Raw genomic sequence first — 14,358 nt, forward strand, 5'->3', positions numbered from 1 at the left:
TTTAATTTAACCAAGAGCTGTCACAAATGTATGCTCAGCTCCGTACTGATTAAGTTAACGGCAGAAGGTTAATTATCTTTAGGAGTATTTTAAAAAATAAATTAGCTCACTTATTAATAAAACATAACCAATTGTTTTTAATGATTTATTTAAATCTATTTTTTTGATGAAATTCAAAATAATATTTTTAGTTACTTTTTATTATCCAAAAAAAACGCACTTCAAAATTGTGAAGTGCGTTTTTATAAACTGTTATCGATAAGCCAAGTAATTAGCCACCTAACAAACTAATAGCGGCTTGTGGTATTTGGTTAGCTTGCGACAAGATTGACGTACCTGCTTGTTGCAATATTTGGTTTTTAGTCATAGCCGCTGTTTCAGTAGCGTAATCTGTATCCATAATACGACTACGTGATGCCGACGCATTTTCTTGAATATTCGCTAAGTTACTAATCGTTTGGCTAAAGCGATTTTGCGTGGCACCTAACTCGGCGCGTTCATTACCAATTTGCTGTAAAGCGGCATCAATCACATCTATTGCTGATTGTGAACCACCCGAAGTCGATATATCTAAATCCGCAATCGATGTTAAAGTTTTAGCGCCAACCGTTGCAGCACCAGCACCAGTGAGTGTACCTCCTGCAGTTAGTGATGCACTAGCATTTTTGATATCTATCGTTGAATTTGTATAATCCAAACGGCCGGTTACTGTAGAAGTTTCACTGACTGTAGCGCCAGTTGCTGCAGTCGTAATTACACCACCAGCCACGGCACCTGTACCATCATAAGCAGAAACTGTACCAGCAGCCCCACCTGCATCAGTACCTCCTTCTGCAATCTTCATTGTTACGTCTATATTTTTACCATCTTTATTGGTAAATACTAATAAATCGCCATCGGAATCAAGTGACGCTTCAATTCCTTGCTCTGCTAGTGCAGTTACTGTTGCTGCATCTATTGCATTAAATAATCTACTAACCTGAGCATCGTTATCCTCAGTTGCTAACATTGTTGCTGAAATCTCAACACCTGCAACATTTAAAGTAACAACATCGCCACCAGTTGTATCGGTTGAAAAGCCTCCAACTGCAACCTGCGTGGTACCACTAACACCAAACACACCATTAGTACCATTAACTTGACCTGCTAAATCAGCTGCGCTCATGCCAGTGGTTAATACAATATCTTTTGATTCAGTACCAACTTTCATTGTTAATGTGTCGGTAGGATCAAAATCTTTGGGGGTTTTACTTGCACCTGAAAAACCTGTTATAGCAGCAATCTCAATTTTTTTACCCGTTAAACCAATATCTTTAGCCGCTGATGAGTTCAAGGTCACACCAATGGTTTGGTTACTATCTGAACCTACTTGGAATTGCTGAGTGCCGTAATCACCGTTTAATAAATTTTGCCCACCAAAGGTGGTGGTATCGGCTATACGGGTTAGTTCGGCTTGTAATGCTGACACCTCTTTTTGCAGTGCTTCACGGTCAGATTTTGAGTTAGAACCGTTTGATGATTGCAGTGCTAAGTCACGCATACGCTGTAAAATATCGGTAGATGATTGTAATGCACCCTCAGCAGTTTGTGCCATTGAAATACCGTCGTTAGCATTTCGCTGCGCTACAGCTAAACCACTAATTTGTGAGGTTAAACGCGTTCCAATTTGCATACCAGCCGCATCATCTTTAGCGCTATTTATTCGCATGCCTGAGGCAAGACGCTCCATTGAAGTGGCTAAACCCTGACCTGATTTAGTTAAGTTACGTTGTGCGTTTAGTGACGACACATTAGTATTTACTGTTAATGCCATTTTACCATCTCCGAGTGTTTAACAGGATGTGGTTCAAAATGCTTTTGCAGGAACCACTATTAGATGCAGTTAATAAAGCAGGTTTTGTGCCAACTCACCTAACAAACTCAACGCATTGTTTTTAATGCAAAATATAAATATTAAACTGAGTTTTAGAGTAAAAGTGAGCTTTATAATGGAAGGTTAATAAATAGTGACATTTTTTTGCCGCTTGGTTTAGTGGTGATATTCGGGGACGATTACCGGGGTATGAGATGTTTTTTACTTTAGTGTGTTTGGTTCTCTAAAAACACAGCGCTCTCTTAGCCTTTTTGTGAATAAGTTATTTAAATATTATTTTGCACAAAGAGAAAACAATGAGGGGGAATGAGAAGCCAATTAAACAGGTTATTTAGTATCTTTTCCTTCTCTAAAGCGCAGCGCCATCTTAGCCTTTTTGTGAATAAAGCATTTAAATATTATTGCGCACAAAGAGAAAAAAATGAGGGTAAATGAGGAGTAACTTAAACACATAATTTATGTGTTTTTTCTTCTCTAAAGCGTAGCGCCCTCTTAGCCTTTTTGTGAATAAAGCATTTAAATATTACTGTGCACAAAGAGCAAACAATGAGGGTAAATGAGGAGTAACTTAAACACATAATTTATGTGTTTTTTCTTCTCTAAAGCGTAGCGCCCTCATAACCTCTTTGTAAATAAATTTACTAAACCCGTTTGCACAAAGAACAGTAAATTTCAGATAGTCGAAAACCAAAAAGCGCGGTATAAAACCGCGCCTCCATCAACAAAAACGCCTAGCTTGGCTTGTTTTTGCCTAAAACCTGATACCTGACACCTCAAACCTGCTCTTTCACACCGTGCTTGGTTAATTTTTGCCTAAAACCTGACACCTAAAACCTGCTCTTGACCTTTAAATATAATCAAATAACGAAAGTTTAGCTAAGCGGCCAAAGGTGGCTTGCGATGCTTGGAGTGCGGTTTCTTGCTGAGTGAGTTCGCTAATTGCAGCAGCCATATCTACTTCAAGCAGGCTTGAACGATTACTTTGGTTTTGAATGTCTAGCGCAGAGTTAGAGTCGGTTACTCTTTCTAGCACATTCATCCGCCCACCTAAACTCGCTTGGGTAAACACAACTTGTTCGCTGGCATTTTGTAACTGCGTTACACCATCGTTAAGTGCTTGCTGAAAATCGTCCCCCGTAAGCGTGCCATTATTTAAGCCTGTAATTAAACCTTGTAGCGTATTAAGTACGTTTTCTTTATGAGGTGGCTCGAGACTAAAATCAAGCTGCCCAGGTGCAGCGCCGCTTAGCTGAATTTTCATGCCCGCAAATTCAATTGGCTCGCCTGCTTGTACCGCCCCGGTAACAGGTGGGTTTAATGGGTTACCTGCGCGCTGAATTTCATATTGCTGCGGATCGCCTGGGTTAGTTCCCGCAGAAACCACTATATTAAAGGTATTTGCCGAAGGTGCGGCAGTGGGATCAGCATTATATTGCTCTTTATGAAACTGATCGAACACTCCTTGTTTATCTACATACACACTACCCGCTGTAATGTTATTTGGGGGTGTTAATGTAGGAATACTGCCGGTATTTGACGCCACATTTAGCCGTGCATTGGTTTTTTCAAAGGTGTCGTAGCCGTTGTCGCTAGATTTAATCGACACACCTTCGGCAATAGTAATTTTATGCTGACCTTGATCGCCTTGGTAATTGTATGTGCCGCTGGCAGCATCAAACTGATACGGTTGCGTGTTGTCTTGGTAGCCTGAAAATATGTACTTACCATCTTCTGAACGGGTGTTCATTAAATTAGCTAACGTTTTTTGTATTTCGCTTAGCTCCGACGCTAACGACTTTAAGTCGTCTTTACTGTATGCGCCATTACCTGCTTTTAAGGCAATATCTTTAGCCGCTTGAATACTTTCGTTAATACCTTGCAGTACGCTTTCTTCGGTTTTGAGTCGGCCATTGAGCTGGTTAATATTTTTTGTATATTGCTCATTGCTTTGTATTTTATTGGTATACAGCATAGCTTGCGATATGTCGGCAGGCGCTTCTGAGGTAGATAAATACTTTTGCCTAGTATTTACTCGCTCTTGTGCGTTTGCTACGCCATTTTGATTTTGTAATATTTTATTAATGCTGTTTTGATACATTAAGTTATTTGATAAACGCATAATTACCTCGTGGCACTAAGTAAAGTGTCAAAAATAGAACGTGCAGCAGAAAGCACCTGAGCTGAAGCCGCATAAGATTGTTGAAAGCGCAGTAAATTGGCCGCTTCTTCGTCAAGGTTTACCCCAGATAAGGACTCGTACCAAGCCTCTGACTGCTGTGCGAGTGCGTCGAATGCTGCGCCGTTTGTTTTAGCTTGGCCTGTTACCACGCCAATGTCGGTTACTAATCCGGCATACGCTTGGTTAAACGTTTTATGGTTATCGGCATCTGAGCTTGAAACAACATTTTGGCGCACCAAGTCACCGTTTTGTAACTCGGCTAACTTTAAGCCATTGCGGTTATCGTCAAAGCCGCCTTTGTTAAACTCTAACGTAAAGCTATCGCCTGTGGCTGGCGAGCCTTCAATATCAAAGTCAAAACCATAACCGTCATAAGGAGCACCAAGGCCAGCCAAAACATTTTTGCCTGGTGGTGCAATAGTAATTGGCACATTAGCGCCGTTTCCATCGCTAATTAAGTAATCATTTGTACCCGCTGCTTTAACAATGGTTATATCTCCATTAGCGAGTGCAGGAGGAGTGGTAGTTGTAAAGCCACCAGCGGTAACACTACTCACACTGCCAGCAGAAATAGCGCCGCTACCGGTGTTATTTATGTAATCGGCGGTGCGTATTGGCGATGCTAACGCTAGGTCTTCACCGCGCCCAGTGGCGAGGGTAATATTTGCTGCGGCTTCTGAATTGAGCTTAATTTGAAATTTATCGCCTTCATTACCTGCACCAGCCATAGTTAACTGCAAACCAAATAAATCAACACCTGGGTTATTTGCCGAGTTAATTTCACCGCCTACAAATGTTGCTGTTGTAGCGGCGCCTAATGGCTCGCCTTTATTATCTACTGGCTGAATACTCACTTCGTTTGGGTTTGCGGTATAAGTCACAATAAAATCACTGGCTGGTAAATTACTACCTTTACCGGGTTCTACTGTTGCACTAACACCCGCACCGCCGGTGTTAGCTTGATAGGCAAACCCTTTTGCCGTAGGTATATTGAATATATCGCCGCCCAATTTACCGTTAGCATCCATTCCCAAACGGTTTTGCTGGTTAAATGCATCTGCTAACGCTAAACCCATTTGGCCTATTTGATTTTGCGCAGGTACTAAAATATCGTCTCTGAAGGCAAGTAAACCACCTATTTTGCCTTTTAATTTACTGGCATCAACTTCAAGCGGCACAGCTTTGCCGCCATTTACATCTAAGCGCAGTTCTTTAAAGTTTGGATCCGGGTCGCCGCGCATCGAAAACAAGTTAAACGAGCCGTTTTGCATTACAACGGCTTCACCGCTGCCCATAAAAACGAGCTTTTCACCATTAGGGCCGTCAAGCGTTTCAATGTCGATTAACTCTGATAAATCGCGAATCGCTTTATCGCGCTCGTTATATGTGCCGCTTGCAGCTGATGCGTTGTTAGTACCATTAACACCAGCAATTTGTTGGTTTAACGATCCTATTTTTTGAATTAAGGTATTGGCTTCATCGGAGAATATTTCGAGCTGTTCATTTACAACATTTTTTTGATCCAGCACTATTCCCGACAACCTATCCATTTGGCTTATTAAGCTATCGGCGTTAGTCATTACTAACGAACGTGCAACCGTTGACGATGGCTGATTAAGCGCTTCTTGCACGTTATTAAATAACGAGTTTATACCTGTTGATAAGCTATTCGCTTCTTGCGAAAATAACGTATCGACCCGGTTTGCTTCACTTACAAACTGATCAAAAAACGTTTTATTTGAGGTGTCTCGGTTTAATTGTTTTTGTGCAAATTCATTAAGTAACCTGTAGGTATTACCTTTGCCAACTTGATTGCCGATCATGGTGCCATGCTCTGTACGCTCGCGCACATACCCGTCGGTATTTACATTGGCAATATTTTTACTGGTTGTTTGCAACAGATCAGTGTTTGCTCTTATTCCTGAATTAGCAATGTTTAATAAATTAAACGACATGTTACTTTACTCCTTGGCGGATCACGTTTGTTGCAATATTTTTTAGCTCGCTACTGTTAAGTACGCGCTTTATTTTATCCGCATAATTTGGGTCTGTTGCATAACCGGCTTGTTGTAATGAGTCTAAAAACGCTGCCGGTTTGCCGGTATTTTGTAATGCTTGTTGATAGCGTGGGTTTTGAGTTAAAAAATCAACAAAGTCGTTTACGCTGTCTTTTATTGAGTCGTAAGCTCTAAAACTGGCTTGTTTTTTAACTGCAGCACCTTGTTCAAACTCTAAGGTTACTTTGTTGGCTTTTTCGCCCTGCCAGCTTTTATCTGACTTAATATTAAATAAGTTATTTGAGCTGTTACCGTCGCTTTTATTAATAATATGCTTACCCCAACCGGTTTCAAGTGCTGCTTGAGCCACCATAACGGCTGGGTTTAAACCAATTTTTTTAGCCGCTGTTTTAGCATGCTCCCATACCGAACTTACAAACTCTTCGGCCGTTTCAAAGTTTGGCTTAGCTACTTCTGGCTTTTCGGTATTCATAGCGTTTTTATCTACAGGCTCGGTTACGGCTTTTTTACGCTGTTGCTGCGGCAACTCTATGCCAGCACGCTGATCGCTTAAAAGATCGTTACTGGTTCTGAGTACTGAAGCTGGGGTGTAATTTTTTGCCGTAGGAGAAAGTTGCTGCACTATTAAGTCGGCAAGCCCTAATGAGCCATTAGACGAGAGCTCTGATGAAAGTTGCTGATCGTGCATTTCTTCAAAAAACTTTACGCTACTTGAATTTAATGGGCTTTCTTTGTCTTCGAAGGCTTCGCTGGCTTTGCGCATGCTTTTAAGCAGCATTTGCGTAAATATGGCTTCAAATTGTGCCGCTGCTTTTTTGAGAGCCGCTTTTGAGGCATCACTAGACGCGTCGCCACTGTTTAGGGCGTCTTTACGCAAAGCGTTTAAGTTACCTAAATCAAAAAAGTTTTGCTTATCGAGGTGATTTGTTTCCATCAGCTTTTTGACACAATAATGAATAATGTATAAAGCAATGCAAAAATTGAGCCAGAGGGGAAGGTGTTAAGCAAGATGCCATCGGTTACCAGCTTTTAAAACTGACCACCGATAGCATTACGTTGTTTTAAATTACAACTAGCTGGCCGTTTATTGCGCCGGCTTCTTTTAGGGCTTCTAGTATTGCCATTAAATCGCCAGGTGCGGCGCCTACTTCGTTTATAGCGCGTACTAGGTCATCTAGGCTCACTCCGGGGTTAAATACAAATGCCCGTGAGTCGTCTTGTTTTATATCTATAATACTTTGCTGGGTAACAACGGTATCGCCATCGCTAAAAGCATTAGGCTGCGATACGTTTAGCTGCTCTGCAATCGTTACTGTTAAGCCACCGTGAGTAATAGCAGCTGGTTGCAGCTTTACATTTTTACCAATAACAATAGTACCGGTACGCGAGTTAACGATAATTTTTGCCGCTGTATCTGCTGGGGTAAACTCTAGGTTTTCGAGCGTTGATAAGTAAGACACGCGCTGCGAGGCGTCTCTTGGGGCAATAACTCTAATAGACGCTGCATCGAGTGCTTGGGCGCTATTTGGGCCTACTAAATCGTTTATGGTTTTTTCTAATCGCTTGGCGGTAGTAAAGTCTGGGCGATTTAAGTTAAAAGTAATATAGTCGTTTTGCATAAATGGGCTTTTAACTGCACGCTCAACGGTTGCGCCATTTGGAATACGCCCCACTGTTGGCGTGTTTATAACGACTTTACTGCCATCAAGCCCTTCTGCGCCTAAACCACCTACAATTAAACTACCTTGACCAATAGCGTATACGTTGCCGTCGACCCCTTTTAAAAAGGTTTGTAGTAAAGTACCACCACGTAAACTACCTGCACTACCAATAGATGATACGGTAATATCTATAGTTTGCCCGGGCTTTCTAAAAGGCGGTAGCTCAGCATGCACTGCAACCGCAGCCACGTTTTTAATTTTTGGTTTTAAGCTTGCCGGTAGCGTAATGCCAAAGCTGTTTAACATGCCTTTAAAGCTTTGCTCGGTAAATCGGCTTTGCTTCTCGCCCGTACCAGGTAAGCCAACAACTAGGCCATAGCCTACTAATTGGTTTGAGCGTACGCCCTCAACCATAGACACATCTTTAATGCGCTCGGCCATGGCAGGAAGTTGCCAGCCAAGTAACACCATTAAACAAAGAACTTTAAATACATTCATAATGAATGTCCTCTAAAAAGGAAAAAGTGAGCTACTAAAAAAGCGTGTTAGCCAACCGGCACTTTGCGCTTCTTGAGTTTGCCCTTTGCCCGAATATTGAATTCGTGCATTAGCAATTCTATTTGACTGTACGGTATTGTCTGCAGTTACATCTTCTGGCCTTACTAATCCCTCTAAACGAATAAATTCTTCGCCCGAGTTTAACGTTAGCCATTTTTCGCCGCGAATAACTAAATTACCATTAGGTAAAACACGCATTACGTTTACCGATATATCACCGGCTAAACTATTTGACTGATTTGATTTTGAGTCGCCTTTAAATGACGCGTCGCTGCCAATACCAAATTGAATGCTGTCGCCGCCAATATTTACCGGTAATCCGCCTAAACCAATAACGGGGTCGAGTTTTGCGTCTGACTGCTTATCGGTTTCTGTTTTTGCCGCTTTAGAGGCTTGCGTAGACTCTTGCAATTTAACCGTAATTATATCGCCGGTACGCAGTGCTTTTTTATCGGCGTATAAGTCGTTCGATAAATACGTATTAAACAGTGAGCCATTAGCAACTGCCGGTTCAACATTGGGTTCTGGGTACATGGGTGCATAGTAAGGATCGTCTTGTACTACGTCACTATTTTGTGTAGACACACAGCCACTTAACAATAAAGTACCCGCTGCAAATAATATAATATTGCGCATAATAACCTCTAAAATATTATAATTGCTGATTGATGTAGCTCATCATTTCATCAACTGCCGAAATTACTTTTGAGTTCATTTCGTAAACACGTTGGGTTTCTATTAGGTTTACCAACTCTTCGGTTACGTTTACGTTTGACGTTTCTAGTGAGCCTTGAATAATAGTGCCTAGCCCATCAACCCCAGGGTTACCCTGCACCGGCGCGCCACTTACCGCAGTTTCGGTGTAAAGGTTTTGCCCTATAGGCTCAAGGCCCGACGGATTAATAAAGTCACTAATGGTAATTTGTCCAATAACCACGTTATCGGCCTGCCCTGCAACTCGTACAGACACTTCACCGTCTTGCGATACAGTTATTGATTGCGCGTCGTCGGGTACGTTCATTTCAGGCTGAACTACATAACCGGCACCCGAGGTTACAACTCGCCCTTCGCCATCGGTAGTAAATTGACCATTGCGCGAATAAGCAATATTGCCATCTGGCTGCAACACCTCAAAAAACCCCGGACCTGATATCATCCAATCTAGTGAGTTTTCAGTGGTTAGCATATTACCTTGCGAAAAGTTTTTTTGGTTGGCTACCACTTTGGCACCAGCACCTAGCATTAAACCTGATGGCATTTCGGTATCTTGCGATGAGCGACCGCCTGGCTGATTAATGTTTTGGTAAAGTAAATCTTCAAAAACGGCGCGGCTTTTTTTATAACCAACCGTACTGGCGTTGGCTAAGTTATTTGAAATAACCGAAATGTCGGTTTGTTGGGCGTCAAGCCCTGTTTTACTGATCCACAATGCTGGATTCATAATCGTGTCCTCATTTTAAAGTTAAACTATGCGCAACAGCTGATCTTGCGATTGATCTATTTCTTCTGCTGTTTTCATTAGCTTTACTTGTAATTCAAATTGGCGTTGATGGCTGATCATATCGACCATTTCGTGTACCGGATTAACGTTCGACATTTCTAATGCGCCGCTTATCACTTGTACGTTAGCTGAGGTTTCAACCGTTTGATTTGGTTTTGGTCTAAATAAACCATCGTTACCTTTTTCAAGTGTTGAGTTATCTGCCTCAACCACTTTTAAACGATCAACCTCTTCTAAAAAGTTAGCCGGCGCGCCTTGTGGGCGTACTTGTATGGCACCGTCTTTACTAAATTCTATTTTTTCAATCGGGACTGGCAAAATAATAGGGCCGCCTTCGCCAATTACTTGACGACCACCGCTGGTGACTAACATGCCTTCGGCGGTAATGTTAAGCGTACCTACTTTTGTATAAGCTTCGTTGCCGGAGGCGTCTTGTACACTTAGCCAGGCATTATCGCTCATGGCAATGTCGAGCTCGCGACCGGTTTGCTGTATGCCACCCGATGTCATGTTTGAACCTGGGCGCTCTTCCATAGAAAACACCCGCGATGGCAAACCTTCACCAAATGCTTGCATTGATCGAGCTTGGGCAAAGTCGGCTTTAAAACCTGTGGTATTTGCGTTCGCCAAATTATTGGCTTTAAGGGCAAGCCCCATTAAGCTTTGCTTAGCGCCAGACGCGGCAATGTAGACCATTTTATCCATAACATCGACTCACTTAAAAATCTCTGTAAGAACAAATGCAATATATGCGCCAGATTAAATTTAATACTAAAAACTGTTATTTTGAAGGAGTGTAAATACGCATAAGAAAACAATAAAAAGAAGGGAAATATGCTTTTTCGTACTTAGTGTGCGGCGGCAAGCTAGTTGCCCAAAATAAAAAGGCTGCAATTAAGCAGCCTTGAATATTCAAATTAATAAATTGTGCTTTATCTAATTTGTAGAATACTTTGCTGAATTGTTGAGTTAACTTCCAGCGCTCGCGAGTTTGCTTGGAAATTACGCTGTGCGCTAATTAAATCAACTAGTTCGTTAGTTAAGTTTACGTTTGATTGCTCAAGCGCTGATGAGTTGATATTACCTAACGTGCCAGAGCCTGGTTCACCGGCAATAGGCTCGCCTGACGCTATACTCGCTTTCCAACCTGTGCTGCCCACTTGTTGTAAACCTTGTGAGTTTGAAAAACGTACCATAGCCACTTGGCCTAAAAATGTAGAGTCGCCATTACTGTACGAAGCCACAACTTTACCATCGGCACCAATATCAATACCCGCTAAACGGCCAACCGTTGCACCGTCTTGCTCAAGTGCTTTTACTTCAAAGCGACTTGCGTATTGAGTAGGTATTTTATTAGCTGTACCGGTTTCATCACGCCAGTTAATTTCAACAGGCGCTGGGAAGGTAGCGCCATTGGTTAATAAATCAGAAAGCCCCGCTGTGCCACCGCCTCCAGCAGTTATAGACAATGGATTAAAAGTGTTACTTAAGTTTGCTGTTTCTGTACCATTAATAATTGTACTTTCCGGTAAACCACTTGAGTCAAACTTAAAAGTAGTCATTGGGCTGTACGGAGCTGCTGTTTGCTCAACACCATCGGCACCAAAAGATTTACCATCAAGTGTTGAATGCACGTTCCATTGGTTTTCATTACCGGGTACTGCAGGGTCGCTTTTTACAAAAAACAGCTGCAATACATGTGGCTCACCGAGTGAGTCATACACGGTTGTTGAGGTTGATGAATTATAAGTTGCACTTTCGGTAGGGTTAAACGCAATTGTAGGTGCAATTGATCGTGAGTCTAAATTAAACGAGCTATACACGCTTGAAGTAGCACGCGGCGATCCTGACGAGTCAGGTATTTGTAAAGCCGATGAAGTACTTAAACTCACTGATGTAGTATCACCTGTTGAAGGGTCAACCGGAAAACCTTGTAAAAAGCTGCCATTTGCATCTACCACAAAGTTGTCTTTGTTTAACTTAAATGCGCCGGCACGTGTGTAGGTAAAATCTTGCGCGCCTAGGTCTTGGCTAGTTGCAAAGTAACCTTCACCGGTAATCGCTAAATCTAACGAGTTATTGGTAAACTGTAATGATCCTTGGTGAAATTGTTGTGCAACCATAGTCGTTTGCACGCCGTCACCATTTTTTGTTTTACCCGAACTAAATACCGACGATGCATACACGTCAGCAAATTCTGCGCGCGACTCTTTAAAACCCGTAGTATTTACGTTGGCTATATTATTTGCCGTAACGTTTAAATCTTTTTGTGCGGCAGCAAGGCCGGATAATGCAATATTGAAGCTCATAATTGACCTCTAAACTATTTAATTTTTAGCCCGCTGGCTAATGAATCTTTTACGCGATTTCTGCAACATCAGTCAGCCTAACCGCACCTTCTTTAGTGTTAATAATGATGCCATTTGCACCATTAATATTAACACTCTCAATATTTTTAAAGGTAGCAATTGGCAGGCTCGAAAACTCACCATTAGTACTCCCTTCGGCTTTAATTTTATATTCACCAGGGGGTAGACGCTCACCAGCTTCATTTTTACCATCCCATGCAAAACGCACTGCACCTGCTGGTTGCGAGCCTAAATCTATAGTTCTAACTAACTGCCCAGACTCATCTTCAATTCTAAGCTTTAAGCTTTCAACTGGCTTTTCGGCAACAACTGAGCCTCGTGCATCACCTGCTTCATTTAAATCTAACGTGTCAGACTCTAAAAGCGCCTGCTTACCTACTAATGTAGATGCTTGCAAAGCTGAGTTTGATGTCATTGATGCAGCTAAAGCTTCAAAGTTAGAGTTTAAATTTGAAATTCCCTCAGCCATAGTAAAGCTAGTCATTTGCGCAATCATCTGATCGTTATCAGCCGGTTTACTCGGATCTTGAAACGACAGTTGCTGCGTTAGTAATGAGAAAAAATCTTCTTGGGTTAACGCATCACTCTTGTCTTTACTGGCTGCTTGTTTTTCTTGCCACCGTAAAGAGTCTAAATAGGATGAAGATGTACTAATATCGTTACTCATAACCTACCCTCTGTTACCGCTGGCCTAGCAGCAGTGTTTTACTTAACATTTGCTTTGCTGCATCGGCAACTTGCACATTTGTTTGATACGAACGAGAGGCAGAAATCATGTTTGCCATCTCCTCAACAACATTAACGTTGGGTTTATAGATATAGCCATTTTCATCCGCACTTGGATGGTTTGGGTTATATTCGATTTGTAATGGTTTGTTGCTCTCAACAATGCCTAATACTTTAACGCCAACAGCGGAGCCCTGTGGATTACTTGCTGATGCTGAAGCTTTAGTAAGCTCAGCAGCAAATACAGGTTGTCGCGCTCGGTAAGTTTTATCCTGAGAAGAACTAATAGTATTCGCATTAGAAATATTACTTGCGGTGGTGTTTAAACGCACATTTTGTGCGCTCATACCAGAACCAGCAATATCAAAAACATTATATAAACTCATAATTATTATCCTTGGCTACCGAGTGCATTTTTCAGACCTTTAAAACTGCCGCTTAAAAATTGCAAGCTGGCCTGATACTCCATAGCATTCTGTGCATACAAGTTTCGTTCCACCTGTATATCAACTGAGTTGCCATCACCTGTATCTGGTTGATTTGCATTACGAAACATTTCTGAACCACCAACTTCTTTACTACCACCGGCAATGTGTTTACTGTTGGTTCTAACCATACTATTGCCGCCTTGTTGGTGTGACTTTGCCGTTTTTAGTGCAGAGGCAAAGTCTATATCTTTTGCTTTATAGCCCGGCGTATCAGCATTAGCGATATTGGTAGCGAGCATTTCGGCTCTTTGAGAACGGATCAACATAGCGTGCGGGTGCACACCAAGCGCTTTATCAAAACTGATAGCCATAACCATCTCCAAAAAATTGACTTAGCTTGAACAAAGCAAGAAATAAGCCATTTAACTAATTTTTGTTTAAAGTTATTTACTAAACTGATTAAACATAGCTATTTAAAGTGCGGGTTTTAGGTATTTAAAGTGCGGGTTTTAGGGAGATTTTAAGGCAATAAGTAAATTGATATGAGCCAATACAGTTATTGTGAACTACCCACCGACGCCACTACGTGTCGATCAATGGGCTTCTACAGTCTAGCTTATGAATGCTAGGCTGCTTCTTTTTTTCTCAGATCCAACAGCAAACTTCGATAGCTCAAAGACTTTCGTTTTAATGGCTGCTTTCCGCTGAGAAGTGGGATTAACCCTTGCGACGATTCCAGCCGCTATTAAGTCTAACTCACCTGTGTTCGCTATGCTTTTAGCCGCTGAAAGGTCCCGATTTTGATGCACTCCGCAAGCCACACAAATGAAATATCTATCGTTCAATGTTAAAACATGGTGCTGGCCGCATTCTGCGCAAATCCCAGTCGATTTTTCAAATCGACCAATTTCATGATAGAGCTTGCCTTCAAGCTCAGCCTTGTATTTTGAAAGCTGAGTTATCAGAGCCATCACATTGTCAGCTACCATACTGCCATTGAATTTTTGCATCGCTTTTACGTTCACCGTTACACAAAGGAATATCA

General features: G+C 41.8%; 13 protein-coding genes. All 13 read right to left on the minus strand.

Annotated elements, in window-relative coordinates:
* Window positions 1-271: 271 nt before the first annotated feature.
* Window positions 272-1,813 carry a flagellin gene (locus tag I6E78_RS03485; protein ID WP_197181927.1) on the minus strand — a complete coding sequence of 514 codons (1,542 nt, stop codon included), beginning with the start codon at window positions 1,811-1,813 and terminating at the stop codon, window positions 272-274.
* Between the two features lie 907 nt (window positions 1,814-2,720).
* Window positions 2,721-3,992, minus strand: a complete 1,272-nt coding sequence (flgL, locus tag I6E78_RS03490; RefSeq protein WP_089367866.1) for a flagellar hook-associated protein FlgL — start codon at window positions 3,990-3,992, stop codon at window positions 2,721-2,723.
* 2 nt (window positions 3,993-3,994) lie between these two features.
* Window positions 3,995-6,007 (minus strand): flagellar hook-associated protein FlgK, encoded by a 2,013-nt coding sequence (flgK, locus tag I6E78_RS03495; protein ID WP_197181928.1) that lies wholly within the window; start codon window positions 6,005-6,007, stop codon window positions 3,995-3,997.
* A gap of 1 nt (window position 6,008) precedes the next feature.
* The gene (flgJ, locus tag I6E78_RS03500) at window positions 6,009-7,004 is read right to left on the minus strand and encodes a flagellar assembly peptidoglycan hydrolase FlgJ (RefSeq protein WP_197181929.1); all 996 of its coding nucleotides are present in this window, start codon (window positions 7,002-7,004) and stop codon (window positions 6,009-6,011) included.
* A gap of 127 nt (window positions 7,005-7,131) precedes the next feature.
* Window positions 7,132-8,229 carry a flagellar basal body P-ring protein FlgI gene (locus I6E78_RS03505; protein ID WP_197181930.1) on the minus strand — a complete coding sequence of 366 codons (1,098 nt, stop codon included), beginning with the start codon at window positions 8,227-8,229 and terminating at the stop codon, window positions 7,132-7,134.
* A gap of 12 nt (window positions 8,230-8,241) precedes the next feature.
* Window positions 8,242-8,925: a flagellar basal body L-ring protein FlgH gene (gene flgH, locus I6E78_RS03510; protein ID WP_011327469.1), complete on the minus strand. Its 684-nt coding sequence runs from the start codon at window positions 8,923-8,925 to the stop codon at window positions 8,242-8,244.
* Window positions 8,926-8,941: 16 nt separating this feature from the next.
* A complete protein-coding gene (flgG, locus tag I6E78_RS03515) occupies window positions 8,942-9,730 on the minus strand; it encodes a flagellar basal-body rod protein FlgG (protein WP_197181931.1) in 789 nt (262 codons plus the stop codon).
* Window positions 9,731-9,751: 21 nt separating this feature from the next.
* Window positions 9,752-10,495, minus strand: coding sequence for a flagellar basal-body rod protein FlgF (flgF, locus tag I6E78_RS03520; RefSeq protein WP_197181932.1), 744 nt, complete (start codon window positions 10,493-10,495; stop codon window positions 9,752-9,754).
* 227 nt (window positions 10,496-10,722) lie between these two features.
* Window positions 10,723-12,099, minus strand: a complete 1,377-nt coding sequence (flgE, locus tag I6E78_RS03525; protein ID WP_197181933.1) for a flagellar hook protein FlgE — start codon at window positions 12,097-12,099, stop codon at window positions 10,723-10,725.
* A gap of 49 nt (window positions 12,100-12,148) precedes the next feature.
* Window positions 12,149-12,826: a flagellar hook assembly protein FlgD gene (locus tag I6E78_RS03530; protein WP_011327465.1), complete on the minus strand. Its 678-nt coding sequence runs from the start codon at window positions 12,824-12,826 to the stop codon at window positions 12,149-12,151.
* Window positions 12,827-12,839: 13 nt separating this feature from the next.
* Window positions 12,840-13,271 carry a flagellar basal body rod protein FlgC gene (gene flgC / locus I6E78_RS03535; RefSeq protein WP_011327464.1) on the minus strand — a complete coding sequence of 144 codons (432 nt, stop codon included), beginning with the start codon at window positions 13,269-13,271 and terminating at the stop codon, window positions 12,840-12,842.
* A 5-nt stretch (window positions 13,272-13,276) separates the two neighbouring features.
* Window positions 13,277-13,684, minus strand: a complete 408-nt coding sequence (gene flgB / locus I6E78_RS03540) for a flagellar basal body rod protein FlgB (protein ID WP_197181934.1) — start codon at window positions 13,682-13,684, stop codon at window positions 13,277-13,279.
* Window positions 13,685-13,924: 240 nt separating this feature from the next.
* A partial coding sequence (locus tag I6E78_RS03545) for a zinc ribbon domain-containing protein (RefSeq protein ID WP_197181935.1) occupies window positions 13,925-14,358 on the minus strand: 434 nt, incomplete at its 5' end.

Source organism: Pseudoalteromonas sp. NZS127 (assembly GCF_015864805.1).
GTDB lineage: Bacteria > Pseudomonadota > Gammaproteobacteria > Enterobacterales > Alteromonadaceae > Pseudoalteromonas > Pseudoalteromonas nigrifaciens.

Bases quoted from the DNA above. Each gene is read 5' to 3' on its own strand.
- I6E78_RS03485 (WP_197181927.1), bottom strand. From the start codon at position 1,813: ATGGCATTAACAGTAAATACTAATGTGTCGTCACTAAACGCACAACGT.
- flgL (WP_089367866.1), bottom strand. From the start codon at position 3,992: ATGCGTTTATCAAATAACTTAATGTATCAAAACAGCATTAATAAAATA.
- flgK (WP_197181928.1), bottom strand. From the start codon at position 6,007: ATGTCGTTTAATTTATTAAACATTGCTAATTCAGGAATAAGAGCAAAC.
- flgJ (WP_197181929.1), bottom strand. From the start codon at position 7,004: ATGGAAACAAATCACCTCGATAAGCAAAACTTTTTTGATTTAGGTAAC.
- I6E78_RS03505 (WP_197181930.1), bottom strand. From the start codon at position 8,229: ATGAATGTATTTAAAGTTCTTTGTTTAATGGTGTTACTTGGCTGGCAA.
- flgH (WP_011327469.1), bottom strand. From the start codon at position 8,925: ATGCGCAATATTATATTATTTGCAGCGGGTACTTTATTGTTAAGTGGC.
- flgG (WP_197181931.1), bottom strand. From the start codon at position 9,730: ATGAATCCAGCATTGTGGATCAGTAAAACAGGGCTTGACGCCCAACAA.
- flgF (WP_197181932.1), bottom strand. From the start codon at position 10,495: ATGGATAAAATGGTCTACATTGCCGCGTCTGGCGCTAAGCAAAGCTTA.
- flgE (WP_197181933.1), bottom strand. From the start codon at position 12,099: ATGAGCTTCAATATTGCATTATCCGGCCTTGCTGCCGCACAAAAAGAT.
- I6E78_RS03530 (WP_011327465.1), bottom strand. From the start codon at position 12,826: ATGAGTAACGATATTAGTACATCTTCATCCTATTTAGACTCTTTACGG.
- flgC (WP_011327464.1), bottom strand. From the start codon at position 13,271: ATGAGTTTATATAATGTTTTTGATATTGCTGGTTCTGGTATGAGCGCA.
- flgB (WP_197181934.1), bottom strand. From the start codon at position 13,684: ATGGCTATCAGTTTTGATAAAGCGCTTGGTGTGCACCCGCACGCTATG.